General features: G+C 49.6%; 22 protein-coding genes and 1 riboswitch. Of the genes, 21 read left to right on the top strand and 1 reads right to left on the bottom strand.

Annotated features, from left to right (window positions below):
- On the bottom strand, positions 1 to 751 hold a 751-nt coding region (locus BLQ32_RS12270; RefSeq protein WP_139150542.1), incomplete at its 3' end, for a transposase.
- A 349-nt stretch (positions 752 to 1,100) separates the two neighbouring features.
- On the opposite strand from BLQ32_RS12270, the gene BLQ32_RS12265 reads away from it, so the two are divergent.
- The 21 genes from BLQ32_RS12265 to BLQ32_RS12165 all read left to right on the top strand — a co-directional run bounded on the left by BLQ32_RS12265 (position 1,101) and on the right by BLQ32_RS12165 (position 22,561).
- A complete protein-coding gene (locus BLQ32_RS12265) occupies positions 1,101 to 1,598 on the top strand; it encodes an antibiotic biosynthesis monooxygenase family protein (RefSeq protein ID WP_036809666.1) in 498 nt (165 codons plus the stop codon).
- A 278-nt stretch (positions 1,599 to 1,876) separates the two neighbouring features.
- Entirely contained in the window at positions 1,877 to 2,287 is a 411-nt protein-coding gene (locus BLQ32_RS12260; protein ID WP_036809668.1) for a YwiB family protein, read from the top strand.
- The gene (argS, locus tag BLQ32_RS12255) at positions 2,284 to 3,945 is read left to right on the top strand and encodes an arginine--tRNA ligase (RefSeq protein ID WP_074510540.1); all 1,662 of its coding nucleotides are present in this window, start codon (positions 2,284 to 2,286) and stop codon (positions 3,943 to 3,945) included. Before BLQ32_RS12260 ends, argS begins: the two co-directional genes overlap by 4 nt.
- 42 nt (positions 3,946 to 3,987) lie before the next feature.
- Positions 3,988 to 4,174: riboswitch (cobalamin riboswitch) on the top strand.
- Between the two features lie 116 nt (positions 4,175 to 4,290).
- The gene (locus tag BLQ32_RS12250) at positions 4,291 to 5,265 is read left to right on the top strand and encodes an ABC transporter substrate-binding protein (RefSeq protein ID WP_074510539.1); all 975 of its coding nucleotides are present in this window, start codon (positions 4,291 to 4,293) and stop codon (positions 5,263 to 5,265) included.
- A 34-nt stretch (positions 5,266 to 5,299) separates the two neighbouring features.
- Positions 5,300 to 6,250 (top strand): FecCD family ABC transporter permease, encoded by a 951-nt coding sequence (locus tag BLQ32_RS12245; protein WP_236058767.1) that lies wholly within the window; start codon positions 5,300 to 5,302, stop codon positions 6,248 to 6,250.
- A gap of 1 nt (position 6,251) precedes the next feature.
- Positions 6,252 to 7,715: an adenosylcobinamide amidohydrolase gene (locus BLQ32_RS12240; protein ID WP_074510538.1), complete on the top strand. Its 1,464-nt coding sequence runs from the start codon at positions 6,252 to 6,254 to the stop codon at positions 7,713 to 7,715.
- Positions 7,709 to 8,662, top strand: coding sequence for an adenosylcobinamide-phosphate synthase CbiB (cbiB, locus tag BLQ32_RS12235; RefSeq protein WP_074510537.1), 954 nt, complete (start codon positions 7,709 to 7,711; stop codon positions 8,660 to 8,662). Before BLQ32_RS12240 ends, cbiB begins: the two co-directional genes overlap by 7 nt.
- Positions 8,649 to 9,728, top strand: a complete 1,080-nt coding sequence (cobD, locus tag BLQ32_RS12230) for a threonine-phosphate decarboxylase CobD (RefSeq protein WP_074510536.1) — start codon at positions 8,649 to 8,651, stop codon at positions 9,726 to 9,728. The genes cbiB and cobD overlap by 14 nt, the downstream gene beginning before the upstream one ends.
- Positions 9,710 to 10,258, top strand: coding sequence for a bifunctional adenosylcobinamide kinase/adenosylcobinamide-phosphate guanylyltransferase (locus BLQ32_RS12225; protein WP_053167053.1), 549 nt, complete (start codon positions 9,710 to 9,712; stop codon positions 10,256 to 10,258). The genes cobD and BLQ32_RS12225 overlap by 19 nt, the downstream gene beginning before the upstream one ends.
- A gap of 4 nt (positions 10,259 to 10,262) precedes the next feature.
- Positions 10,263 to 11,717 carry a cobyric acid synthase gene (locus BLQ32_RS12220; protein ID WP_074510535.1) on the top strand — a complete coding sequence of 485 codons (1,455 nt, stop codon included), beginning with the start codon at positions 10,263 to 10,265 and terminating at the stop codon, positions 11,715 to 11,717.
- Entirely contained in the window at positions 11,714 to 12,484 is a 771-nt protein-coding gene (gene cobS / locus BLQ32_RS12215; RefSeq protein ID WP_074510534.1) for an adenosylcobinamide-GDP ribazoletransferase, read from the top strand. The genes BLQ32_RS12220 and cobS overlap by 4 nt, the downstream gene beginning before the upstream one ends.
- The gene (locus BLQ32_RS12210) at positions 12,457 to 13,041 is read left to right on the top strand and encodes a histidine phosphatase family protein (protein WP_074510533.1); all 585 of its coding nucleotides are present in this window, start codon (positions 12,457 to 12,459) and stop codon (positions 13,039 to 13,041) included. Before cobS ends, BLQ32_RS12210 begins: the two co-directional genes overlap by 28 nt.
- Positions 12,993 to 13,418 (top strand): bifunctional adenosylcobinamide kinase/adenosylcobinamide-phosphate guanylyltransferase, encoded by a 426-nt coding sequence (locus tag BLQ32_RS12205; RefSeq protein WP_074510532.1) that lies wholly within the window; start codon positions 12,993 to 12,995, stop codon positions 13,416 to 13,418. Before BLQ32_RS12210 ends, BLQ32_RS12205 begins: the two co-directional genes overlap by 49 nt.
- A complete protein-coding gene (locus tag BLQ32_RS12200) occupies positions 13,393 to 13,980 on the top strand; it encodes a cob(I)yrinic acid a,c-diamide adenosyltransferase (RefSeq protein WP_074510531.1) in 588 nt (195 codons plus the stop codon). Before BLQ32_RS12205 ends, BLQ32_RS12200 begins: the two co-directional genes overlap by 26 nt.
- Positions 13,973 to 14,455, top strand: a complete 483-nt coding sequence (locus tag BLQ32_RS12195) for an ECF transporter S component (RefSeq protein WP_074510530.1) — start codon at positions 13,973 to 13,975, stop codon at positions 14,453 to 14,455. The genes BLQ32_RS12200 and BLQ32_RS12195 overlap by 8 nt, the downstream gene beginning before the upstream one ends.
- A complete protein-coding gene (locus tag BLQ32_RS12190; RefSeq protein ID WP_074510529.1) occupies positions 14,455 to 15,138 on the top strand; it encodes an alpha-ribazole-5-phosphate synthase in 684 nt (227 codons plus the stop codon). The genes BLQ32_RS12195 and BLQ32_RS12190 overlap by 1 nt, the downstream gene beginning before the upstream one ends.
- Before the next feature lie 310 nt (positions 15,139 to 15,448).
- Positions 15,449 to 17,587, top strand: a complete 2,139-nt coding sequence (locus tag BLQ32_RS12185) for a (Fe-S)-binding protein (protein WP_053167041.1) — start codon at positions 15,449 to 15,451, stop codon at positions 17,585 to 17,587.
- 507 nt (positions 17,588 to 18,094) lie between these two features.
- Positions 18,095 to 19,291 carry an acetyl-CoA C-acetyltransferase gene (locus BLQ32_RS12180; RefSeq protein ID WP_036809714.1) on the top strand — a complete coding sequence of 399 codons (1,197 nt, stop codon included), beginning with the start codon at positions 18,095 to 18,097 and terminating at the stop codon, positions 19,289 to 19,291.
- Positions 19,292 to 19,293: 2 nt separating this feature from the next.
- Positions 19,294 to 20,145: a 3-hydroxybutyryl-CoA dehydrogenase gene (locus BLQ32_RS12175; RefSeq protein WP_074510528.1), complete on the top strand. Its 852-nt coding sequence runs from the start codon at positions 19,294 to 19,296 to the stop codon at positions 20,143 to 20,145.
- Positions 20,146 to 20,161: 16 nt separating this feature from the next.
- On the top strand, positions 20,162 to 21,298 hold the full coding sequence (locus tag BLQ32_RS12170) for an acyl-CoA dehydrogenase (RefSeq protein WP_074510527.1): 1,137 nt from the start codon (positions 20,162 to 20,164) through the stop codon (positions 21,296 to 21,298).
- Positions 21,299 to 21,421: 123 nt separating this feature from the next.
- The gene (locus BLQ32_RS12165) at positions 21,422 to 22,561 is read left to right on the top strand and encodes an acyl-CoA dehydrogenase (RefSeq protein WP_036809723.1); all 1,140 of its coding nucleotides are present in this window, start codon (positions 21,422 to 21,424) and stop codon (positions 22,559 to 22,561) included.
- The last annotated feature ends 3 nt before the right edge of the window (positions 22,562 to 22,564 follow it).

Below are 22,564 nucleotides of genomic sequence, written 5' to 3'. Positions count from 1 at the left end.
TTTTATGCCCGGTTCGGGCATCTGCATCCGAAGAACAGCGTACCTGTTCGATGTCATCCGCTACTGTTTCTTCCAGCAGGCGAAGCGATTCTCCAATTTTCGGATGGGCCGACAGGCCTGGAACCTGTTCAATCGTAGCAATCAATTCCTTGCAATACTTGAGTTCTGCTTCGAGGTCATCTTTTGTATTCTTCTTCGGAAACTGTTCTTTCATCGACTCGTTTACTGAATAAATGGTTTTCCGCAATTTGCGGGACTGATCCTGCAGGATCTCTTGCGGTTTTTTCAAGTTGTAGCGGGATTGGGTATGGGTGGCATCGACGATGATGGTTCCTGTTTCAATAAGATCCAGGTCCATCGCAATGGCAATGGTCTTTTCAATGAGGAGGTCTAAGAGATTTTGATCTTGGAGGCGAAGCTTCCGAAATTTGGTTAACGAACTCGGGTCGATCACGGCTTCTTCCGGAGCCATATCCAGGAAAAACTTATAGGAGAGGTCATACTTGGAGCGCTCGACCAAATCCACATCTGATAAGGGATTCATACTTTTCAGCAGCAGGTATTTGAACATGCGAATGGGATGAATGGCCATCCGGCCATTGTCAGGACAGTACTTCTCCGTCAGTTCTTCTGTCACGAAGGAGAAATCGACCAACTCATTGATGCGACGAAAAATGTGGTCTTTGGGGATGACGATATCGTACAAGGCTGCATAAGGACTCGGTTTCATGGATGGTCTGTCTGGCATCATGATTATCCCTCCTTGAATTTAGCACCAGTATATAACAAAAAGCACTGAAACTCTAAAATCAGAGATTCAGTGCTTTTTCATAGGGTTTTTCAGTGGCCTCGAATTTTCGAGGCCGGTTTTTTTCTGTGAAAAAGCTTAGTTGATCATAAAAGAGTTCTAGTTGCTCGTAAAATCCTGAAAGTTGCTCATTAGAATAAGAAAGTCGCTCGTAAAACCGGCTTGCTCGCTCGTAAAACCGCTCTGGCTACTCGTAAGTCAACAAAAAGCTGACACAAACCTCCCAAAATAGAATCTTTCATTGAAAAACGGTAAGATAAAAAAGACTATTAATCTGGAAGAGGTGCTGACAATGGAATTGTATAAATGGACAGGCCAGCGCGACCAAGGGGTAGCGCTTCTCGCAGCGACGCCAAATGCGCGGCTGATTTATTTGGTGGACGGCGAAGAATCGACCGTGCTTTTTGAATCCGAAGGCGGAGCGGCTCCGCAAGGATTTGAAGCCTACCAAGTATTGAACGCAGTCGGCGACATCAACGACGGCTTTTACGCAGTATTCAACAACATTCCGGTGACGGAAGAAGGACGTGAGCTGTTTGAGTCGCGCTTCCAAAACCGGGCTGGCATGGTGGAAAAAGAGCCGGGCTTCGCAGCCATCCGCGTCTTGCGCCCCGTCAATTCGGATACGTACATCATCCTGACCCTATGGAAAGACGAAAAATCGTTTACCGATTGGCAAGAGTCCCAAGCTTATAACCATGCGCATGCAAAACGCGGCACTTCAGAAGGCATCGACAAAAAGCCGAACATTTTCCCGCGCCCTTCATTTGTCAAAACCTATATTCGATGATCCGCAGCAGCCGATCGGAGAAGCAGCGTTTGAAAAACCACTCACCCGAGTGGTTTTTTATTTCATGGCCTAAAAACTGAAGGGCAAACGTGATTGAAATAGAACATCAAATCGGGCTATAATGGAAAGGCTATTACATAAAGTGAAACTCAATCAGTGGGAGGTTCTTTATTTCCACTGATTGTTAGTTGAACCAATCGGACTTTAACGGGCAGTGACCCGCCGCTTAGGAAAGCGGGGCCTACTGCCCGTTAAAGTGAGATAAAGGAGGCGGCGGCATGCAAAAAGCAGTGAAAATTAAGCTCACGACGATCATCCGCCAGCCGGACGTGGAAGATCAGCAGATGGAATTGTGGTCGCAGGGAACGCTGACGGTGAAAAACAACCGGCGCTATTTGCAATACGAAGAACAGTTGGAAGAACTGTCGATTCGGACTACGGTGAAAATCAGCGAAAACGAAGCAGTCATCATGAGAAGCGGCGGCCTGCAGATGCGGCTACCGTTTTTATTACATAAAGAGCAAACGGGAAACTTAACGAATGAGCAAGGTTCCTTTATGCTGACGACAAAAGCTCATGAGCTGTCGATCAGCGATACACGCTTTAAAGTCCGGTACGACTTGGCGATGGGGTCCGCTCATGTCGGAGAATACGAAATGGAAATTCAATTTTTGGAGGGAAACCAATGAATGCAGTAGAAAAAGTGCAGCACGACATTAAAATGGCCATCAGCGAAGCGGTTCAAAAAGCGGAGCTATCGCCGGAACCGATTGAAGTTCACCTGGAGTCGCCTAAAGACAAAGCGAACGGCGATTATGCCACCAATATTGCGATGCAATTGACGCGTGTAGCGAAAAAAGCGCCGCGCGTAATTGCGGAAGCGATTGTTGGAAACATTGACAAAGATTCGGCGAACATCGAAACCGTCGACATTGCAGGTCCCGGCTTCATCAACATCACCATCAAAAAAGACTACCTATTGGATGTTGTGAAAACCGTGCTTGAGCAAAAAGAAGACTACGGCCGCACCAATTCTAGCAACGGCGAACGCATCCAAGTGGAATTCGTTTCGGCTAACCCGACAGGCGACTTGCACCTTGGCCATGCCCGCGGTTCATCCGTCGGCGATTCGCTGTGCAACTTATTGGATCTTGCCGGATACGACGTATCGCGCGAATACTACATCAACGATGCCGGAAACCAGATCAACAATTTGGCGCTGTCCATCGAAGCGCGTTATTTCGAAGCGCTTGGCGAAGAATTGAACATGCCGGAAGACGGCTACCGCGGCCAGGACATTAAAGACATCGCGGAAGAATTAGTGAAAGAGCACGGCGATAAATTCGTCCATCTGACAAAAGAAGAACGTTTCGATGCATTCCGCAAGCACGGCTTGAAAGTGGAACTGGCGAAATTGCAGAAAGACCTGGCGGATTTCCGCGTTGAGTTTGACGTCTGGTTCTCGGAGACTTCTTTGTACGAAAAAGGCGAAATTGACGTTGCATTGAATAAGCTTCGTGAAAATGGCCATATTTTTGAAGAAGACGGCGCTACTTGGTTCCGTTCGACAACATTCGGCGACGACAAAGACCGCGTCTTGATCAAAAATGACGGATCCTACACATACTTGCTTCCGGACATTGCTTACCATGAAGATAAACTGTCCCGCGGCTTCGACAAATTGATCAATATTTGGGGCGCTGACCACCATGGCTACATTCCGCGCATGAAAGCGGCAATCGAAGCGCTTGGCTATGACCGCGATACGCTTGAAGTGAGCATCATCCAAATGGTCCAATTGTACAAAGACGGCGAGAAAATGAAGATGAGCAAACGTACCGGCAAAGCGGTGACAATGCGTGAATTGGTTGAATTGGTCGGCCTTGATGCGGTCCGCTATTTCTTTGCGATGCGTTCAGGCGATACACATATGGACTTTGATTTGGATCTTGCCGTATCGCAGTCCAATGAAAACCCGGTTTACTACTCGCAGTATGCGCATGCCCGCATCTGCTCGATCCTGCGCCAGGGAGAAGAACAAGGGTTGACAGCATCAACAGATCACCTGGAATTATTGACTTCTGAAAAAGAAATCGATGTCCTGAAGAAAATCGGTGATTTCCCGCAAGTGGTGGCAGATGCTGCAAAACAGCGTGCGCCTCACCGCATCACCACATATATCCATGAATTGGCGGCGCATTTCCACAGCTTCTATAACGCCAATAAAGTCCTGGATGCGTCCAATGCCGAACTGACAGGCGCACGCCTCGCTTTGATTACAGGCGTTAAAACGACCTTGGCAAATGCCTTAAGACTTGTTGGTGTTTCGGCTCCTGACAAAATGTAAGATACACCAATAGAATTTGGTGTATACTAGTATTAATTAACTGAATACTTCATTCGTAAAGGTGCTTATGTCTAAGAACATGAGTTAAAAGGGAAGCCGGTTTGATTCCGGCGCGGTCCCGCCACTGTATGTGAGAGCAATCTGCAAAAAGCCACTGAAGCAACGCTTTGGGAAGGTGCAGTTCGCCGTGATCACGAGCCAGGAGACCTGCCTTTGCGACAACGCCCATTAAGCCTGCGAGGACCGGCTTGGATGCACACGTTTTTATGTCGTCCTTTTAGACCTCCTGCAGCATAGCGGGAGGTCTTTTCTTTTTTTACGATTACACAATTGGAGGAATACATCATGAAGAAGTACTGGAAGTTTGGGGCAAGTGCAGGGTTGGCAGCGATGCTGCTCGCAGGATGTGGAGATCAGGAAGCGCCGACGGGGGAAACGGAAGAAACGCCGGTCGATACGCCAAAAGAAGTCGCGGAAGTGGAATTCCCTGTGACGATGAAGGATGCAACCGGTGAGGAAGTGGTCATCGAAGCGGAACCGGAAGCCATCGTATCGATGATGCCGTCCAACACAGAAATTATTTATGAACTTGGCATGGGCGAGAAAATCGTCGGAGTAACCGATTTTGACAATTATCCGGAAGAAGCGGCAAGTATTGAGAAAATCGGCGGACAGGAATTCAATGTTGAAAAAATCATCAGCCTGCAGCCGGACCTGGTGCTGTCCCATGAAGGCGGGCTTGGCGTCGGTGAAGCCGGCATCCAGCAATTGCGGGATGCTGGGCTTGCAGTTTATGTTGTTTCAGATGCGCAGAATTTTGATGAAGTGTATGAAACGTTTTCTGTAATCGGCCAGGCAACCGGTGCCATGGAAGAAGCAGATGCCCTTGTCTCGGAAATGGAAGCCCAAGTGGATGAAATCGAAGAACAAGCGAGCACCATCAAAGAACCGAAAAAAGTATTTGTTGAAGTCGGAAGCAGCCCCGAAATTTACACGACCGGAAGCGGCACATTCATCGACGAGATGCTGGATATCCTCAACGCTGAAAATACGGCAGGGGAATTGAAAGGCTGGGTCAGCATGGACCCGGAAGCCATTGTTGAGAAAAATCCCGACGTCATCATTTCGACAGAAGGAGCTTATGTCCCGGATGCTGTGGAAAAAATCAAAGCCCGCAACGGATTTGCGGAAGTGGCAGCTGTTAAAGAAGATGCGGTATACAATGTGGATTCAGATAAAGTTACCCGTTCCGGCCCGAGATTGACAGAAGGCTTGATGGAAATGGCGCAAGCGATTTACCCGGAGGTCTTCAGTGAATAAAAACAGCCTTGCATACATTGTCTCTTTCATCCTTTTGGGAGGGGCTGTACTGCTGGGAGTGACGGTCGGAACAGTGACGATTTCACCGGAAGTGCTGTGGAATCCAAAATCGGATGAAACAGCTGCCAATATTTTATGGAACATCCGAATGCCTCGCGTGGTTTTGGCTGGCCTCGTGGGAGCCTCGCTGGCGATTGCCGGAGCGGCTTTCCAGGGCTTGCTGAAAAACCCATTGGCCGATCCCTACACTTTAGGAGTGTCATCCGGCGCCTCAGTCGGCGCCGTTATGACGCTCTTTTTCGGTATTTCAGTCCCGTTTTTAGGAAACTATACATTGCCTGTCATGAGCATGCTTGGCGCTTTGGCGACCATGTTTGCGGTCATGTCATTCGCCAAACTGGTCGACCGGTCAATGAAAATGGAAACGGTCATCTTGACCGGAATCATTTTCAGTTCTTTTCTCGGTTCGGTCATTTCGTTGATGATTGCACTTACAGGAGAAGAACTGCGCCAAATTATCGGCTGGCTGCTTGGCAGCGTGTCGATGCGCGGCTGGCCGTATGTCCAGATGTCTCTGCCATTTATGCTGATCGGTTCGTTTTTATTGTGGCTGCAGCGTCGTGAGCTGAATGCCATGCTGTTCGGGGAAGAACGCGCCCAGCATTTAGGGGTCGATGTGAAAAAGAGCAAACTGATGATTTTAATCAGCGGCTCCGTGCTGACCGGTTCGGCAGTGGCCGTTTCGGGCACAATCGGCTTTGTCGGTTTGGTCGTTCCGCATATGACGCGCCTCGTCTGGGGTTCGGACCACCGCCACGTATTGCCGTTGTCGTTTATTAACGGTGCGGCTTTATTGATCATCTGCGACTTGGTATCGCGCACCATCATTTCGCCGACAGAATTGCCGATCGGCGTCATTACCGCATTTATCGGGGCACCGGTCTTTGCATTCATCTTTTTCCGGCAGCGCAAGGGAGGGAAATAACATGCTCAACATTACAGAACTGGTCGGCGGCTATGGAGAAAAAAATATTGTCAATAGCATTTCATTCCAAGTGGAAAAAGGGTCGATTCTTGGCATTTTAGGGCCAAACGGCAGCGGGAAGTCCACGTTGATGAAATTGATGAGCGGCATCTTGCCGGCTAAGAACGGTAAGATTGAAATCGAAGGCAAATCGCTTGCTGACTTCGGCGCTAAGGAACTGGCCAAGCAAATGGCGGTGCTCCCCCAGCTCCATGCCCATGCTTTTTCGCATACCGTTCGTGAAACCGTATCGCTTGGCCGCTATCCGCACCAAAGCGGCTGGTTTTCCTCCTGGTCGGATGAAGACGAACAGGCGGTTCTAGAGGCGATGCGCTTGATGAATATCACGCATTACGAAAATACATTGATCGACCAATTGTCCGGCGGGGAACAGCAGCGCGTATTTGTCGCACAGGCCTTGGCGCAAAACGCGAAAATCCTCCTGCTGGATGAACCGACCAACCATTTGGACATCAATCACCAAAAAGAATTGCTTGATACCATTAAAAAGCAGGCGATCGAAAAAGAATTGACGATCGTCTCCATCTTCCATGACATCAATATTGCTTCTATCTACTGCGATCAGCTGCTGCTGCTTGATGAAGGGCGCATTGTCCGGATGGGCGAGCCGCATGAAGTGGTACGGGAAGAGGACATTGAAGCGGTTTACCAGACGCGCATCAGCAACTATCCGCATCCGGAATTGCCGAAGCCGCAAGTGACTTTGCTGCCGGGAGTCAGCCGGCAAGCGGCGGAAACGACGATACGTGCCAGCGACTTTATCCTATCGCCTCAGATGGTGCTGTTTCAAAGCCAGACACCTTTAAAGACGGTTTCTTCAGCGGTAATCAATGCAGGAGCGGGCTGGTTCCGCACCTTTATCAATCGCCACGTCGACATGACTTACAATATTGATAATAGCTTCATCGAAATGTCGGGATTTATTGAAGAGCTCGGATTTAAAACGACAGATACGGTCGGCATGATGACGGCCGTCCGGACAGAAGATGCCATTGTAAAAGAATACGAAGCGCCATTTGGTTCGGTTGTCATTGCTGTAACAGCTGGAGTGGGCAATGCAGTGGACGTTTCAAAAGCACTCGAACGAGAGGTTCGGGTTGGGACCATCAATACCTGGATTATGGTCAACGGCAATTTATCGGATGAAGCCTTTATCCAGGCGATGATCACGGCCACAGAAGCAAAAACGAAAGCGCTTCACGAGGAACAAGTGACAGATCCCTTGACCGGCAGTTTGGCCACAGGGACATCGACAGACAGCATCCTCGTTGCCGCGACCCAGCAAGGGGAACACTTGCCGTATGCCGGTCCGATTACGGAACTTGGCAAACTGATCGGCAGCGGCGTTTACGAATGTACAGTCAAGGCGATTGAATTGTACCGGGAGAGGAAAAAAGCATGGTAAGCCATATTCTGGCGATTGGCTGTGGCTTGCTCCTCGATCGCATCATCGGGGATCCGCCAAATTGGCCGCATCCGGTGCGCTGGCTCGGAACACTCATCGCAAAATTGACGAAAAAATGGAATCACGGATCTCATGCTTTTCGTAACGGTTTTGGGCTTGTGGCCATTGTTGCTGCTAGCGCTTTTGCAGGAAGCTATTTGCTGGTTGCCGGAGCCGCTGCCATTCACTGGAGTTTCGGTTTTCTCGTCGAGACGGTTTTAATTGCTGCAGGTCTTGCACAAAAAAGCCTGGGTGATGCAGCGGAAGAGGTCTATCAGCCTTTAGTCAATAAAGACTGGAGCCTGGCCCGGGAAAAACTGTCCTGGATCGTCGGCCGGGACACCGCCTATCTGGATGAAAGCGAAATTACACGCGGCGTAGTGGAAACCGTTTCGGAAAACACAAGCGATGGCGTCACAGCACCGCTTTTTTGGGCTTTTTTGCTGGGTGCGCCAGGGCTTTGGCTGTATAAGGCCATCAATACCTGCGATTCGATGGTGGGCTATAAAAACGAAGAATTTTCAAAGTTTGGCTTTGCCTCGGCGCGCTTGGATGATGTGTTGAACTTCATCCCGAGCCGTTTAACAGGTGCGATTATTCTGCTGGCAACACGCAATGAAAGAAGACTGACCTTGCGTCAGCGTTTCCGGGAATGGGCTCAGGATGCTCGAAAACATCCAAGCCCGAACAGTGGCTGGCTCGAAGCCGCTACGGCTGTCCAATTGGGTATTCAATTGGGCGGCGTCAATACATACAAAGGGATCCAATCGGTCCGTGCCCGTATGGGAACACCGGTTTACGCACTACAGGCACGGCATATTAAAGGCGCCGTTCGCCATATGCACATCGCGACAATTTGTTTTTTTATCCTTTTTGCTATAGGAGGGCTGATTCTTGAACTTGCCTGACCACGGGGCGAACCCGCAGCGTTTATATAAAAAGATAGGAATTGAGCGTCCACTAAGGATTTTGGATTACAGCGAAAATGTCCATCCGTTCGGGCCACCGGCTTTTATCAAGGAAAGCTGGCAGTCGCTGCAGAACCTCATCACTTCTTATCCGGACCCGGACGGCGAACCGTTCCGGAGTGCGGCAGCCCATTACCATGAAGTGGAGCCGGACCGGGTGATTGCCGGAAACGGCGCAGCAGAGATTTTTACCTGGCTGGCCCGCCGTTACCGCGGAAAGCGTGTTGTACTGATTGAACCCGCTTTTTCCGAATACCGTAAAACACTGGAAGCGGAAGGCGCGGAAATCAAAACGGTCCAGTTAACCGAAGAAAACGGCTGGCGCCTTGATATTGAACAGGTCGCAAAAGCCGCCAAAGGCAGCGCCGCCGTTTACATCTGCAATCCTCACAATCCTACGGGCCGGCTTCTGCAGCAATTTGAACTGTTGGCAATAGCGGAAGCCTGTGCCGAAGCGGGCTGTGAGCTGGTGCTCGATGAAGCGTTTATCGATTTCGCCGGAGAGGAATTTTCACTGATTCCGCTGCAGAAATCCTTGCCGCATGTCATCATTGTCCGCTCAATGACGAAAATGTACGCCATTCCGGGACTTCGCCTCGGCTATGCACTTGGTGAACCGGGGATACTGGGTGAATTGAAACAAGGCGCTGCCCATTGGAACGTCAATGCCATTTCGTCCCATATCGGTGCAGGCTGTTTCAAAGAACAAGCTTACCGGAATCAGGTCGTAAAAGAAGCGGTAGCAGAACGAAACAAAATGGTGCGTTTTTTAACCGGAAACGGTTGCCAAATGACGGATTCTTCGGCGAACTTTCTGGCATTCCGGCTGCCGCATGAAAAAGATGCAGTCCGCTTTTTCGAGGAGCTGTTAGCTAAAGGAATTGTGCTCCGCCACACGAAATCGTTTCGCGGCATGGATGGCCAGTGGTTCCGCGTCGGTATGAAATCGGCCGATCAGATGGAAGAACTGAGAGGAGCGATTGCCCAGTGGCTGCAGGACAATTGATTTTCGTCAGCGGCGGGGTTAGAAGCGGGAAAAGTGCCTGGGCAGAAGGGCTGATCCGTGAAACACCTGCCAAGAGGAAAGTGTACCTTGCGAGCGGACGGGCAAATGACGCAGAAATGGCAGAACGGATTCAGCGCCACCGCGATGACAGGAAAGAACACGGCTGGCATACGATTGAACAGCCGCTCCAGTTGGAACGGGCGGTTCCGCAAATCGCTCCAGAAGATGCCGTTTTATGGGACTGCGCCACCACTTGGCTTGCCAATGAATTATACGAAGGCTGGGAACAGGAGAATCCTTGTGTGGACCGGCAAGACTGCATGGAACAAAAATGGTCGGATTTGCAAAAGACGATCGGACAAATCCGGAACCGCACCAAGCTGTTCGTCATCGTATCGAATGAAGTGCTGGACGATTTCATCCGCGACCGGACGTATCAGCAATGGCTTGGCCGGATTCATTTTTGGCTCGTTGACCAGTCAGATCAGGCATATGAAGTGGAAAATGGAGTGGCTTACAGAAGGAAGTGATGGAATGCAGGGAATCATGGTGCAAGGAACTTCATCGGATGTCGGAAAAAGCATGATTTGTACGGCCTTTTGCCGAATCATGGCTGAAGAGGGCTATCGGGTAGCGCCGTTCAAATCCCAAAACATGTCGAACAACTCTTACGTTACGATATGGGGTGAAGAAATCGGCCGGGCACAAGGCGTCCAGGCTGAAGCAGCAGGAATTGTGGCAACCGTCAATATGAATCCGATTCTGTTAAAACCGGAAAATGACATGAAATCGCAAGTCGTGCTGTTTGGCAAAAAGCTGTCCGCTATGGATGGCATGGATTACCGCCAGCATTTTTATGAGCAAGGCCTGAAGGCGATCGATCAGGCGCTTATGAATCTGTCGCAAGACTTCACCCATCTTGTCATCGAAGGCGCAGGCAGTCCGGCGGAAGTGAATTTGAACGACCGGGAACTGGTCAATATGGCGGTTGCCGAACGCGCGGACGTTCCCGTGATTCTGGTAGCAGATATTGAGCGCGGCGGCGTTTTCGCTTCAATCGTCGGTACCTTGGCATTGATGCCTCAACCCGAACGGGTAAAAGGGCTGCTGATCAATAAATTCCGCGGAGACCTCCGGCTTTTTGAAGACGGAGTCGCTTTTTTGGAATCGTATACAGGGATTCCGGTTCTTGGCGTAATTCCCTATTTGCCGGAGCATGGCATCGAACAGGAAGATTCACTTGGAGTCCGTGAACTGGCCAAAACATTTTCGCAGCGTCCGATTGATATTGTGGTCTTAAAGCATCCTTACTTGTCGAACTTTACGGATATTGAAGCTTTGTTAAAGGAGTTGGATGTATCGGTACGCTGGGTGGAGCTTGTTAAGGATATCGGCCAACCGGACGCCGTGATTCTTCCAGGAACGAAAAGCACCATTGCCGATCTGCGCTATTGGAAAGGCCAACAGCTTGAAGAAGCGTTAAAAGCGCTGCCGGAAGAAACATGGATTGTCGGTTTATGCGGAGGATTTCAAATGCTCGGGCAACAGTTGTCCGACCCGTTTGGGCATGATGGCCTTAAAGTGGACGTTGAACAAGGCTTAGCCTTAGTGCCTGGAATGAAGACATATTTTACAGAAGAGAAGTTTGTCCAGCGGCGCAAAGGGATGGCCAGTTTAGAAGAAGTCGATGTCCCGGTAGAAGGCTATGAGATTCACACCGGCCGTTGCAACAGTGTATTTCCGCCACTGATTCAGTATGAAAACGGCAGTGAAGGTTATCGGAAGGACCGGATTCTCGGCACGCATCTCCATGGCCTTTTTGATCAACAGGAATTCAGGCATGCTTTTCTTAAGCCGCTGCGAAAAGCAAAAAATCTTTCCGAGCCAACCGTTTCGGAGGAGATTGACCGATACGCTGCTTGGGCGCAGCATGTAAAGCGGCATATCAACTGGCAAGCGGTCGAAGAGCTGATGGAGGCGAAACCATGATGCAGCATCTCACCAATGGAATCGCTTTGGTTTTTCAATTTTTTTCGGTAGTGCCGGTAAGGAAAGAATTGCCGCTCGAAAAGAAAGACGTCACCGCGATGTATGCAGCCTTGCCTTTGTTGGGGGCTTTGCTGGGCAGCGCTTCTCTGTTTATCGTTTTTATCCTAAGAGACTATACGGAAGCGAGCCCGCTGCTTGCAGCTTTTCTAGTGGTCTTATTTTTAGCGGCAGCGACGGGCGGTTTGCATTTGGACGGCCTTGCCGATGTGGGCGATGCCTATTTCTCTTATCAGGACAGAGAGCGGCGCCTGGAAATCATGGGCGATCCGCGAATTGGGGCTTTCGGAACAATGGTCCTGCTATTCGCAGTTCTCGGCAAAATCATTGTTGCGGCCGAACTGATTGATGAATTGCCGCTTGTTGTGCTCATTCTCACACCTGTGCTGTCGAGAACAGGCCTGCTATTACTGTTTAGTACAACCCAAAGCGCCAAAAACAACGGACTCGCTTCTTTTTTCCGCCAGCGAGCGGATGTTAAGTGGCTGCTGTTCGCTGCTTGCCTGTATTTGTTGATTAGCGCAGGCCTGCTGATTTATTGGATAGGGCTTGTGCCGGCTGCTGTTATTCTTTTGAGTTTCCTGTTCGTACTCTGGGTTTACCGGAAATGGTGCTTGCGCCAATTTGGCGGAGTGACCGGCGACTTGTTCGGAGCTTATATAGAAGGGGCTGAACTGCTTTTATGGACCGTGCTTTTATTCTTCATCTGATCCGCCACGCGCCGACAAGAGGGAATGGCTTAAAACAATACATCGGCTGGACCGATGAAGCGGTGCTGCCTTTTTCGACAAATGGACGCCCTAACGTCCAAAACGTCTGGGGCAGCGACTTGCTGCGCTGCCGGCAAACCGCCGAACATCTTTTTCCAAATGCTGATTATCATGCGGATCCGGGCTTTCGGGAATGCCATTTTGGCGAATGGGAAAAGAGAACGTATGATGAATTGAGCAGGGATCAGCGCTACCGGGACTGGATTGACAATCCGATCGACTTAGCGCCGCCTGGAGGGGAAAGCCTTGCTGACGTTATGAAGCGAGTGGACTTGGCACTACAAGCTCTCCCAAAAGGAAATGAGTTTTATATTGTCGCCCACGGTGGACCGATCCGGTATTTATTAGCAAAAGCCAGCGGGCAGAACTTCAGGCAGCAAACTGCACTCCATGGGCATTGTTATACGCTCGTTTGGGAAGACCGAGAAGCATTTGAGGAGGGAGTGCCATGCATATCGTGTTCGGTGGAGCCTTTAATGGCAAACGCCAATGGGTAAAAAAATTGGTTGGAAATCGTGAACACGTCTGGCTGGAAGGCAAATTGCCGGACGAAACGGCGCCGTTTGTTGTTGTTGCTGGACTGGAAGAATGGGTAAGAGCACAGCTCGAAAACGGGATGGACGAACAAAGGATCCGGAATCTGGTAGGTCAAGCGGTTTGCAAACAGCCGTTCAACCGCCAGCTCTGGATTTTGACCGATATGAACCGGGGCATCGTTCCGGTGGATCCACTGGAACGGCAGCTGCGCGACGTCATCGGACGGCTGTATCAAGAGCTTTTCAAAAGAGCAGAGCAAGTGACACGGATTTGGTACGGCATACCACAAACAATCAAAGGAGCGGATGGACATGAAAATTTACACGAAAACCGGTGACAAAGGGCAAACAAGTTTAATTGGGGCACGCACGGACAAAGATGCACCGCGCGTTGAAGCATACGGCACCATTGATGAAGTCAACTCGTTTATCGGCAAAGCGATGACGGAACTCGATCCGGAGAAGTTTCCCGATTTGCTGGCCGACCTGGAAGCGATCCAAAATGAGTTGTTTGATTGCGGCGGCGATTTGGCAGATGTCCGCAAAGAACCTCAGTATAAAATGACCGAAGAGCCGGTTGAAGTGCTGGAATCACGCATCGATGATTTGATGGACGAACCGCCGTTATTGGAACGCTTTATTTTGCCAGGCGGCTCACCGGCAGCAGCGACGCTCCATATCGCCCGAACGATTACACGCCGGGCAGAGCGCCAGACGGTGACTTTGGCCAAAGCGGGAGAAGAGTTCCCGATGGTCGTCCAGCGCTATTTAAACCGCTTGTCGGATTATCTGTTCGCGGCCGCGCGCGTTGCCAATTCCCGTGTCGGCGTTCAGGACAATGAATATGTACGAAGTGCGAAAGTGTTCAAGAACGGTGGACGGGCGAAGAAGAATGACTAAGTTATCGACCCAAAAAATTACATTAGCTGCTTTGTTCATCAGCTTAGCGGCTGTTGGCGGCATGATCAAAATTCCGCTCGGTGTTGCTTCAATTGCACTCGATTCCCTGCCGGCATTGGTGGCAGTGCTGTTCCTGTCAGCGCCGCTTGCCGGAACGGTCGCGGTACTCGGCCATTTGATTTCCGCCTTGTTCGGCGGTATGCCGCTTGGCCCGTTCCATCTCATCATTGCGCTTGAAATGTGGGCGGCGGTCTGGATTTTCGCCAAATTGCACGCGGCAGGCAAAAACGTCTTGAAATGGCCGGTGTTCGTTCTTTGCAACGGAGTGCTTGCGGCTATCCCGTTTTACTTCTTATTGTCTCCGGCATTTTTCTATGTATCCGTCCCAGGATTACTGGTGGCCGCATCAATCAATGCAGCGGGAGCGGCTATCGTTATGCCGTTTATGAATAAAGTCGGAGAGAAGGTCTGGTAATGCGCCACGAACTGAAAATCGGCGAATGGGTGATCACATCCGACAATTCCGCCGCCATTGGAGAAAAAACGCAGGACGCGGTGGCCGCGCCGGACCGGGTAACAGCTAAATTTGCGGCGCGGGTCGCACTGCTTGAACAATGGGCAGCCGGAAGCGAACCGGAAGTGATTCTGCTGCATAATTTCAGCGGCGAAGCTCAGTGGAATCGCTACGTCGAAGGAATCAAGGAACAATTTGAAGAAATCGGCATCGAAATGCCGCAGCTTGCCGGAAGTTCTGAAACGAATATGCCGACTTTGCAATCAGGGATAGCGGTAACGATGCTTGGACGGCAAAAAAGAGAACTTCCTGCTGAGGGCCTGCAGTGGTTTATTTATGGAAAGCCGCTGGTGGGGCCGGATGTGCTGGATAAAAGTGAACAGATTGCAGACGTCAGGAAAATCTATGATGCGCTGAACAAAGGCATCATTGAACGGGTCTGGCCAGTCGGTTCAAAAGGGATCGCCAGCGAGGCAGAACGGCTTCTGAGACGAAAGCTGGATTTGTTGGAAGAAGTCGACTCGGAAATTTCCGGAGGGCCCGCAAGCTGCGTGCTCATCGGCGTCCGGCCGGAGCAGAGTGAAGCGGTGAAGCAGCATTTTGGTACATATGTATATTCTTTAGAGACTGAAACACCACGTTGAGTGGTGTTTTTTTGCGGCCATTTATTCTATGAGCAGCTATTCGGCGGCTATGATCAATCAGAGGGAATCTATGGGCATTTAGCGAGAGCCTATGATCGTTCAGCGGCATTTTATAAGCAAACTTGCTGATTACAGGGTTTATTTGGGTCTGATCTTGTATATAATAAAAATTGTAAACCCTTTCATATTATCTATTGACTGAATGCTCATTCATATTTATTATAGAACATAGTATCGACAATCTTTTATCAGTCACGTAGACTTTGTATAAGGAATTTTTGGAATTTACAAACACAAGGGGGATATCATAATGGAGCCATTGCTCATAGCAAACTGGGTGTTGTTTCTTGCGATCACGTTTTATGCAGTGTACCTGTTTCTGTATTTGCTGAAAACCAGGTATGATTTCATAAAGCTCGGCAAGAAAGTGGAGTTTGAAGAAAACTTCAAAGAACGTTTCCGTAAAGTCATGGTCAACGTCTTTGGCCAAAAGAAATTAATGAAAGACAAAAAGAGCGGGACGATCCACGTGATGTTCTTCTACGGGTTCTTGCTGGTACAGGCAAGTGCCATTGATTTCATTATCAAAGGTTTGGTTCCAGGAGCGCATTTGCCGCTCGGACCGCTTTACCCGGCCTTTACATTCTTCCAGGAAATTGTGACGCTGACCATCTTGGTCGCTGTCGTTTGGGCATTCTACAGACGCTACATTGAAAAACTTGTCCGCTTGAAGCGCGGCTGGAAATCTGGCTTGGTGCTGATTTTTATCGGCGGCTTGATGGTTTCCGTTCTTGTCGGAAACGGCGCAGGGATGATTTGGCAAGGCCATGAAACTGCTTGGACTGAACCGGTCGCATCGGTATTTGCCACATTGTTCTCTGGGCTTCCTGCAACTGCAGCAGCCGCTATTTTCTACGTTATGTGGTGGGCGCATCTTTTGTTCCTATTAACATTCCTGGTTTACGTGCCGCAATCGAAGCACGCGCACTTGATTTTTGGACCGGTCAATACATGGTTCCACCGAGTGGACCATGTCGGCCGCTTAAAGCCGATCAACTTTGAAGAAATGGAAGACGAAGAAGATGAAGATGCCATGCCGTCATTCGGTGTCGGCAAAATCACGGATTTCAGCCAGTCTCAAATGATCGATTTCTACGCTTGCGTGGAATGCGGACGCTGCACAAACATGTGTCCGGCTACCGGCACAGGAAAAATGCTGTCGCCGATGGATTTGATTACCAAACTTCGCGACAACTTAACGAATACCGGTGCAGTAATGACCCGCCAAAAACCTTGGGTGCCTGCAATGGCGTTCAACAATACAAAAGGCAACCAGTTGGCGATGGCTGCCGGTGCTGAAGGAATCAGCATCGATGAACTCTACAGCCCGAGCCTGATCGGAGACGTCATCACAGAAGAAGAAATCTGGGCGTGCACAACTTGCCGCAACTGTGAAGACCAATGTCCGGTAATGAACGAACACGTGGATAAAATCATCGATCTTCGCCGTTATTTGGTTATGACGGAAGGGAAAATGGACAAAGATGCTCAGCGTGCGATGACCAACATCGAAAAGCAGGGCAATCCATGGGGCCTTAACCGCAAGGAAAAAGAAAACTGGAGAGATGCAGCGCCTGACGTCAGCATCCCGACAGTAAAAGAAATGAACAAAGCCGGCGAAGAATTCGAATTCCTGTTCTGGGTTGGATCAATGGGGTCATTCGACAGCCGTTCACAAAAAATTGCCATCTCATTCGCACGTTTGATGAACGAAGCAGGTGTGAAATTCGCGATTCTTGGAAACAAGGAAAAGAACTCCGGAGACACACCGCGCCGCCTAGGAAACGAATTCCTGTTCCAGGAGCTGGCAACGGCGAATATCAAAGAATTTGAAAAAGCAGAAGTCAAGAAAATCGTAACGATTGATCCGCACGCATACAATATCTTTAAAAACGAGTATCCGGACTTCGGATTTAAAGCGGAAGTTTACCACCACACCGAAATGCTTTTTGAATTGGTGCAGGAAGGCCGCTTGAAGCCGCAATTCCCGGTAAATGAAAAAATCACGTTCCATGATTCGTGCTACCTCGGCCGTTACAATGACGTTTACGATGCGCCTCGGGAAATCCTGAAAGCGATCGAAGGCGTCGAATTGGTCGAAATGGTCCGTAACCGCCAAGACGGCATGTGCTGTGGAGCCGGCGGCGGATTGATGTGGATGGAAGAAGATGCAGGCCACCGCGTCAACGTTGCCCGTACCGAACAGGCGCTTGAAGTCAACCCGACGATGATTTCTTCCGGCTGTCCGTACTGTTTGACAATGCTGTCAGATGGAACAAAAGCGAAAGAAGTCGAAGATAAAGTCGGCACATACGATGTCGCGGAATTGCTTGAAATGGCAGTTATCGGCAACCGTACCGCCCAATTAGAACCGGCAACGATTCAATAATAATTGCCAAAAGAGAGAAAATTCTATAAGATGGAACTATAAAGCAAGAAGATGAAAGGGAGTCCAAAGCTCCCTTTTGTTTTGAATTAAAACCGAGCGAGCGTTCAGTCAATTTTATTGGCAGAACCGGTTCGGCCAATAAAATTTGCGACGAAGCTAGCGAAGCGATGCAGGAGCAAAGTTATTACCGGCACTAATTCTAAAGTCGGTAACTTTCTCGAAGCTAGCGAAGCGATGCAATGTTCTTTCATGTTTCGAAGCAGTGAAGCGATGCAGAAACAGAGGCAAGCGTACTAAACGATGCCTAAAATTTTTGACCAGGCACTTTATCTGCTTTCCGAAAGTTTTATCTGCGATTCAGAACAACTTATCTGCGGTCGTGAGCACTTTATCTGCGTTCTGGAAAATTTATCTGCGATAAGACAACATTCCACATCAGCAGCAAAGAAAGACCCATATATTTTTTACACAAAGGTGAAAACGTTTACAAAGGGAGGAAGAAACATCATGGCAAAAACAGTAATTATCGACGGAGCACGTACAGCATTCGGGAAATTCGGGGGCAACTTAAGCACATTATCCGCAAGTGAACTTGGCGGCGTCGCGATCAAAGAAGCTTTGAATCGTGCAGGCGTTCAGCCGGAAGATGTGCAGGAAGTCATCATGGGCAATGTTCTTCAAGCAGGCCAAGGCCAGATTCCATCGCGCCAGGCTGCGAAAAAAGCAGGAATCCCGTATAACGTCAAATCAGAAACCATCAATAAAGTATGTGCATCCGGCATGCGCAGCATTACGCTTGCCGACCAGATCATCCGTCTCGGCGACGAAGAAGTCATTGTTGCAGGCGGTATGGAATCGATGTCGAATGCACCGTACATTATGCCTAAAGCACGATGGGGACTCCGCATGGGCGATGCTCCGATCATTGACTCGATGGTCCATGACGGACTGTCTTGCTCGTTCCACCCGGACAAAGTCCACATGGGGACTTACGGCAACTCGACGGCAGAAGCGTTCAGCTTAACGCGCGAAGCACAGGATGAATGGTCTGCCCGTTCGCACGAGCGTGCGGTCAAAGCGAAAGAATTATTCGCAGAAGAAATCGTCGCAATTGAAATCCCACAGAAAAAAGGGGAGCCGATCACAGTCGATTTTGATGAAGCCCCGCGTGCCAATTCAACCATCGAAGCGCTGGCGAAATTAAAACCGGCCTTCGGCAAAGATGGCACTATCACAGCCGGAAACGCACCTGGCATCAACGACGGCGCTGTTGCGCTTGTCCTGATGAACGAAGAACGGGCGCAAAAAGAAGGCAAACCTGCATTAGCAACTATCTTAGCGCATACCGAAGTGGCGATTGAACCGCACCGTTTCCCGGAAACGCCAGGAATCGTCATCAACGAATTGTTGAAGAAAACAGGCAAGACGCTGGATGACATCGATTTGGTGGAAATCAATGAGGCGTTCGCTGCGGTAGCATTGGCAAGTTCTCAAATCGCCAACCTGGACGCTGAAAAAGTAAACGTCAACGGTGGTTCGGTGGCATTAGGGCACCCTATCGGGGCAAGCGGAGCCCGCATCATTTTGACGCTCGCTTATGAATTGAAACGCCGCGGAGGCGGCATCGGCATCGCAGCCATCTGCTCAGGCGGAGGCCAAGGCGACGCAATCATGATTGAAGTTCCAAAACAGGAGGCTAACTGACAATGGCGATTCAAAACGTAATGGTGATCGGAGCCGGACAAATGGGCTCCGGCATTGCACAAGTTTGTGCGCAATCCGGCTTTAATGTGAAATTGAATGATATGAAACAAGAAGCATATGATCGCGGCATCGCGACAATTACGAAAAACCTGTCACGCAATGTGGAAAAAGGGCGTATGACGGAAGAAGAAAAAACGGCTGTTCTTGGCCGCATTTCTTCTTCTCTGGATTTAAAAGACGCGCATGACGCAGATATCGTCATCGAAGCGGCAGTCGAAAATATGGAAATCAAACACAGCATTTTTAAAACTCTAGACGAAGTGGCGCCAAAGCATGCCATCCTGGCTTCGAACACGTCTTCACTGCCAATTACGGAAATTGCAGCAGCTACAAAGCGGCCGGAAAAAGTGATCGGCATGCATTTCATGAATCCTGTGCCGGTGATGAAACTGGTGGAAATCATCCGCGGCCTTGCTACAACCGACGAAGTATACAAACAAGTGGAAGAAATGACTGTGAAATTATCAAAAACACCAGTAGAGTGCAACGATTTCCCAGGCTTTGTCTCAAACCGCATTTTAATGCCGATGATCAACGAAGCCATCTTCACGCTTCAAGAAGGCGTAGCAACCAAAGAAGCGATTGACGACATTATGCGCCTCGGCATGAACCACCCGATGGGGCCGCTCCAATTGGCCGACTTTATCGGACTTGATACATGCCTTTACATTATGGAAGTGCTGCACGATGGATTTGGCGACAGCAAATACCGCCCAAGCCCGCTGCTTCGCCAGTATGTAAAAGCTGGATGGCTTGGCAAAAAGACGGGACGCGGATTCTATGAATACAGTTAAAATGGGAGGCACCACGATGGATTTGCGTTTTACAGAAGAACAGTCAATGATGCGGAACATGGTCCGTGATTTTGCCAAAGAAGAAATCACACCTTTTATTGAACGGATGGAAGAAGGGGAATTTCCCCGGGAAATCTTGAAGAAGATGGCAGGACTTGGCTTGATGGGAATCACCGCACCAGAAAAGTACGGCGGTTCGGAAATGGATTTCACTTCCTACATCATCGCTATTCATGAATTATCAAAAGCGAGTGCCGTGATCGGCGTGATTTTGTCCGTGCATACCTCAGTCGGCACCAACCCGATTTTGAACTTCGGCAATGAAGAACAGATTCAAAAATACATTCCGAAACTGGCATCCGGGGAATACTTAGGGGCATTTGCCTTGACTGAACCTTCAGCGGGATCAGACGCAGGAAGCTTGAAAACAAAAGCGGTCCTGAACGGCGACCATTACGTTTTAAACGGTTCGAAAGTATTTATTACCAATGGCGGCGAAGCAGATACATACATTGTGTTCGCTTCGACAAAACCGGAAGCCGGAACGCGCGGCATCTCTGCGTTTATCGTAGAGAAAGATTTCCCAGGGCTGATCATCGGGAAAGACGAAGTGAAAATGGGTCTTCACGGTTCCAGAACGGTCCAATTGACGTTCGACAACATGAAAGTGCCTGCTGAAAACTTGTTAGGCGAAGAAAACAAAGGCTTCAGCATCGCGATGGCCAACTTGAACGTCGGCCGCATCGGCATTGCTGCGCAAGCGCTAGGGATTGCAGAAGCGGCTTACGAATACGCTGTCGCTTACGCAAAAGAGCGCGAACAATTCGGCAAACCGATTTCAGCTAACCAAGGCATCGCTTTTAAACTGGCTGACATGGCAACACAAGTCGAAGCGGCTAAACTGCTTGTCTACAACGCAGCCGACCTGTACGCAAAAGGAAAAGACTGCAACAAAGAAGCGTCGATTGCGAAACTGTTCGCTTCCAAAGCGGCCATGGACAACGCCATTGAAGCCGTCCAAGTATTCGGCGGCTATGGCTACACAGAAGACTATCCGGTCGAGCGCCTGTTCCGCGACGCCAAGATCACCGAAATCTACGAAGGCACAAGCGAAATCCAGCGCATTGTCATCAGCAAGCAATTATTAAAATAAAATATATTTGTGAAGGATTCCAACAGAGAGCAGGAAGCAATCACATCAGATGGTTAGCTTCCGCTCTTTTGGCGTTCTGACACTAAAATTTTAAAAACACTACCTAATTGGAGGAATAAAACAATGAATTTTCAATTGAGCGAAGAACATGTAATGATCCGCAAAATGGTGCGCGATTTTGCCAACAATGAAGTGGCGCCGACAGCAGCAGAACGCGATGAAGAAGAGCGTTTTGACCGCGCGATGTTTGACCACATGGCGGAACTTGGATTAACGGGGATTCCTTGGCCGGAAGAATACGGCGGCATCGGTTCAGACTACTTGGCATACTGTATCGCGGTTGAAGAACTGTCCCGCGTAGACGCGTCAGCAGGCGTTGTCTTGTCTGCCCACACATCTCTTGCAGGCTGGCCGGTATACACATTCGGAACAGAAGAGCAGAAGCAGAAATACCTTCGTCCGATGGCTGAAGGAACAAAAATCGGCGCTTACGGATTGACGGAAGCAGGCTCGGGATCCGATGCAGGCGGCATGAAAACGACTGCGCGCGAAGACGGCGACCACTATGTATTGAACGGATCGAAAATCTTCATTACAAACGGCGGCATTGCCGATACGTATATCGTATTTGCGGTAACCGATCCAACTTCTAAACACAAAGGCACGACAGCGTTCATCGTTGAAAAAGACTTTGAAGGCTTCTCGGTCGGCAAAAAAGAGAAAAAACTCGGGATCCGTTCAAGCCCGACAACTGAAATCATCTTTGACAACTGCCGCGTGCCAAAAGAAAACGTTCTTGGGGAACTGGGACAAGGCTTTAAAATCGCAATGCAGACACTCGACGGCGGCCGCAACGGAATTGCCGCACAAGCAGTCGGAATTGCACAAGGCGCAATGGATGCAGCAGTCGGCTACGCAAAAGAACGCGAGCAGTTCGGCAAACCGATTGCAGCGAACCAAGGGGTTTCATTCAAATTGGCCGACATGGCAACTTCTATCGAAGCATCCCGCCTATTGACGTACCAGGCGGCATGGCTTGAGTCGAACAAATTGCCATACAGCAAAGAATCCGCGATGGCGAAATTGATGGCAGGCGACACGGCAATGAAAGTGACAGTTGAAGCGGTCCAAGTATTCGGCGGCTACGGCTACACGAAAGATTATCCGGTTGAGCGTTTCATGCGCGATGCGAAAATCACACAAATCTACGAAGGCACTCAGGAAATCCAGCGTTTGGTCATTTCCCGTATGGTCACGAAATAACTG

The organism is Planococcus glaciei, from assembly GCF_900099655.1.
In the GTDB taxonomy this organism is placed as follows: Bacteria; Bacillota; Bacilli; order Bacillales_A; family Planococcaceae; genus Planococcus; species Planococcus glaciei.
Note: the sequence above shows the minus strand (reverse complement) of the source record. Positions and strands in the feature narration are given on the sequence as shown.

What these genes read in the sequence shown, in the direction of transcription:
- BLQ32_RS12265 (WP_036809666.1), top strand. Translation starts at nt 1,101, where the DNA reads ATGGAATTGTATAAATGGACAGGCCAGCGCGACCAAGGGGTAGCGCTT.
- BLQ32_RS12260 (WP_036809668.1), top strand. Translation starts at nt 1,877, where the DNA reads ATGCAAAAAGCAGTGAAAATTAAGCTCACGACGATCATCCGCCAGCCG.
- argS (WP_074510540.1), top strand. Translation starts at nt 2,284, where the DNA reads ATGAATGCAGTAGAAAAAGTGCAGCACGACATTAAAATGGCCATCAGC.
- BLQ32_RS12250 (WP_074510539.1), top strand. Translation starts at nt 4,291, where the DNA reads ATGAAGAAGTACTGGAAGTTTGGGGCAAGTGCAGGGTTGGCAGCGATG.
- BLQ32_RS12240 (WP_074510538.1), top strand. Translation starts at nt 6,252, where the DNA reads ATGCTCAACATTACAGAACTGGTCGGCGGCTATGGAGAAAAAAATATT.
- cbiB (WP_074510537.1), top strand. Translation starts at nt 7,709, where the DNA reads ATGGTAAGCCATATTCTGGCGATTGGCTGTGGCTTGCTCCTCGATCGC.
- BLQ32_RS12220 (WP_074510535.1), top strand. Translation starts at nt 10,263, where the DNA reads ATGCAGGGAATCATGGTGCAAGGAACTTCATCGGATGTCGGAAAAAGC.
- cobS (WP_074510534.1), top strand. Translation starts at nt 11,714, where the DNA reads ATGATGCAGCATCTCACCAATGGAATCGCTTTGGTTTTTCAATTTTTT.
- BLQ32_RS12210 (WP_074510533.1), top strand. Translation starts at nt 12,457, where the DNA reads ATGGACCGTGCTTTTATTCTTCATCTGATCCGCCACGCGCCGACAAGA.
- BLQ32_RS12205 (WP_074510532.1), top strand. Translation starts at nt 12,993, where the DNA reads ATGCATATCGTGTTCGGTGGAGCCTTTAATGGCAAACGCCAATGGGTA.
- BLQ32_RS12200 (WP_074510531.1), top strand. Translation starts at nt 13,393, where the DNA reads ATGAAAATTTACACGAAAACCGGTGACAAAGGGCAAACAAGTTTAATT.
- BLQ32_RS12195 (WP_074510530.1), top strand. Translation starts at nt 13,973, where the DNA reads ATGACTAAGTTATCGACCCAAAAAATTACATTAGCTGCTTTGTTCATC.
- BLQ32_RS12190 (WP_074510529.1), top strand. Translation starts at nt 14,455, where the DNA reads ATGCGCCACGAACTGAAAATCGGCGAATGGGTGATCACATCCGACAAT.
- BLQ32_RS12185 (WP_053167041.1), top strand. Translation starts at nt 15,449, where the DNA reads ATGGAGCCATTGCTCATAGCAAACTGGGTGTTGTTTCTTGCGATCACG.
- BLQ32_RS12180 (WP_036809714.1), top strand. Translation starts at nt 18,095, where the DNA reads ATGGCAAAAACAGTAATTATCGACGGAGCACGTACAGCATTCGGGAAA.
- BLQ32_RS12175 (WP_074510528.1), top strand. Translation starts at nt 19,294, where the DNA reads ATGGCGATTCAAAACGTAATGGTGATCGGAGCCGGACAAATGGGCTCC.
- BLQ32_RS12170 (WP_074510527.1), top strand. Translation starts at nt 20,162, where the DNA reads ATGGATTTGCGTTTTACAGAAGAACAGTCAATGATGCGGAACATGGTC.
- BLQ32_RS12165 (WP_036809723.1), top strand. Translation starts at nt 21,422, where the DNA reads ATGAATTTTCAATTGAGCGAAGAACATGTAATGATCCGCAAAATGGTG.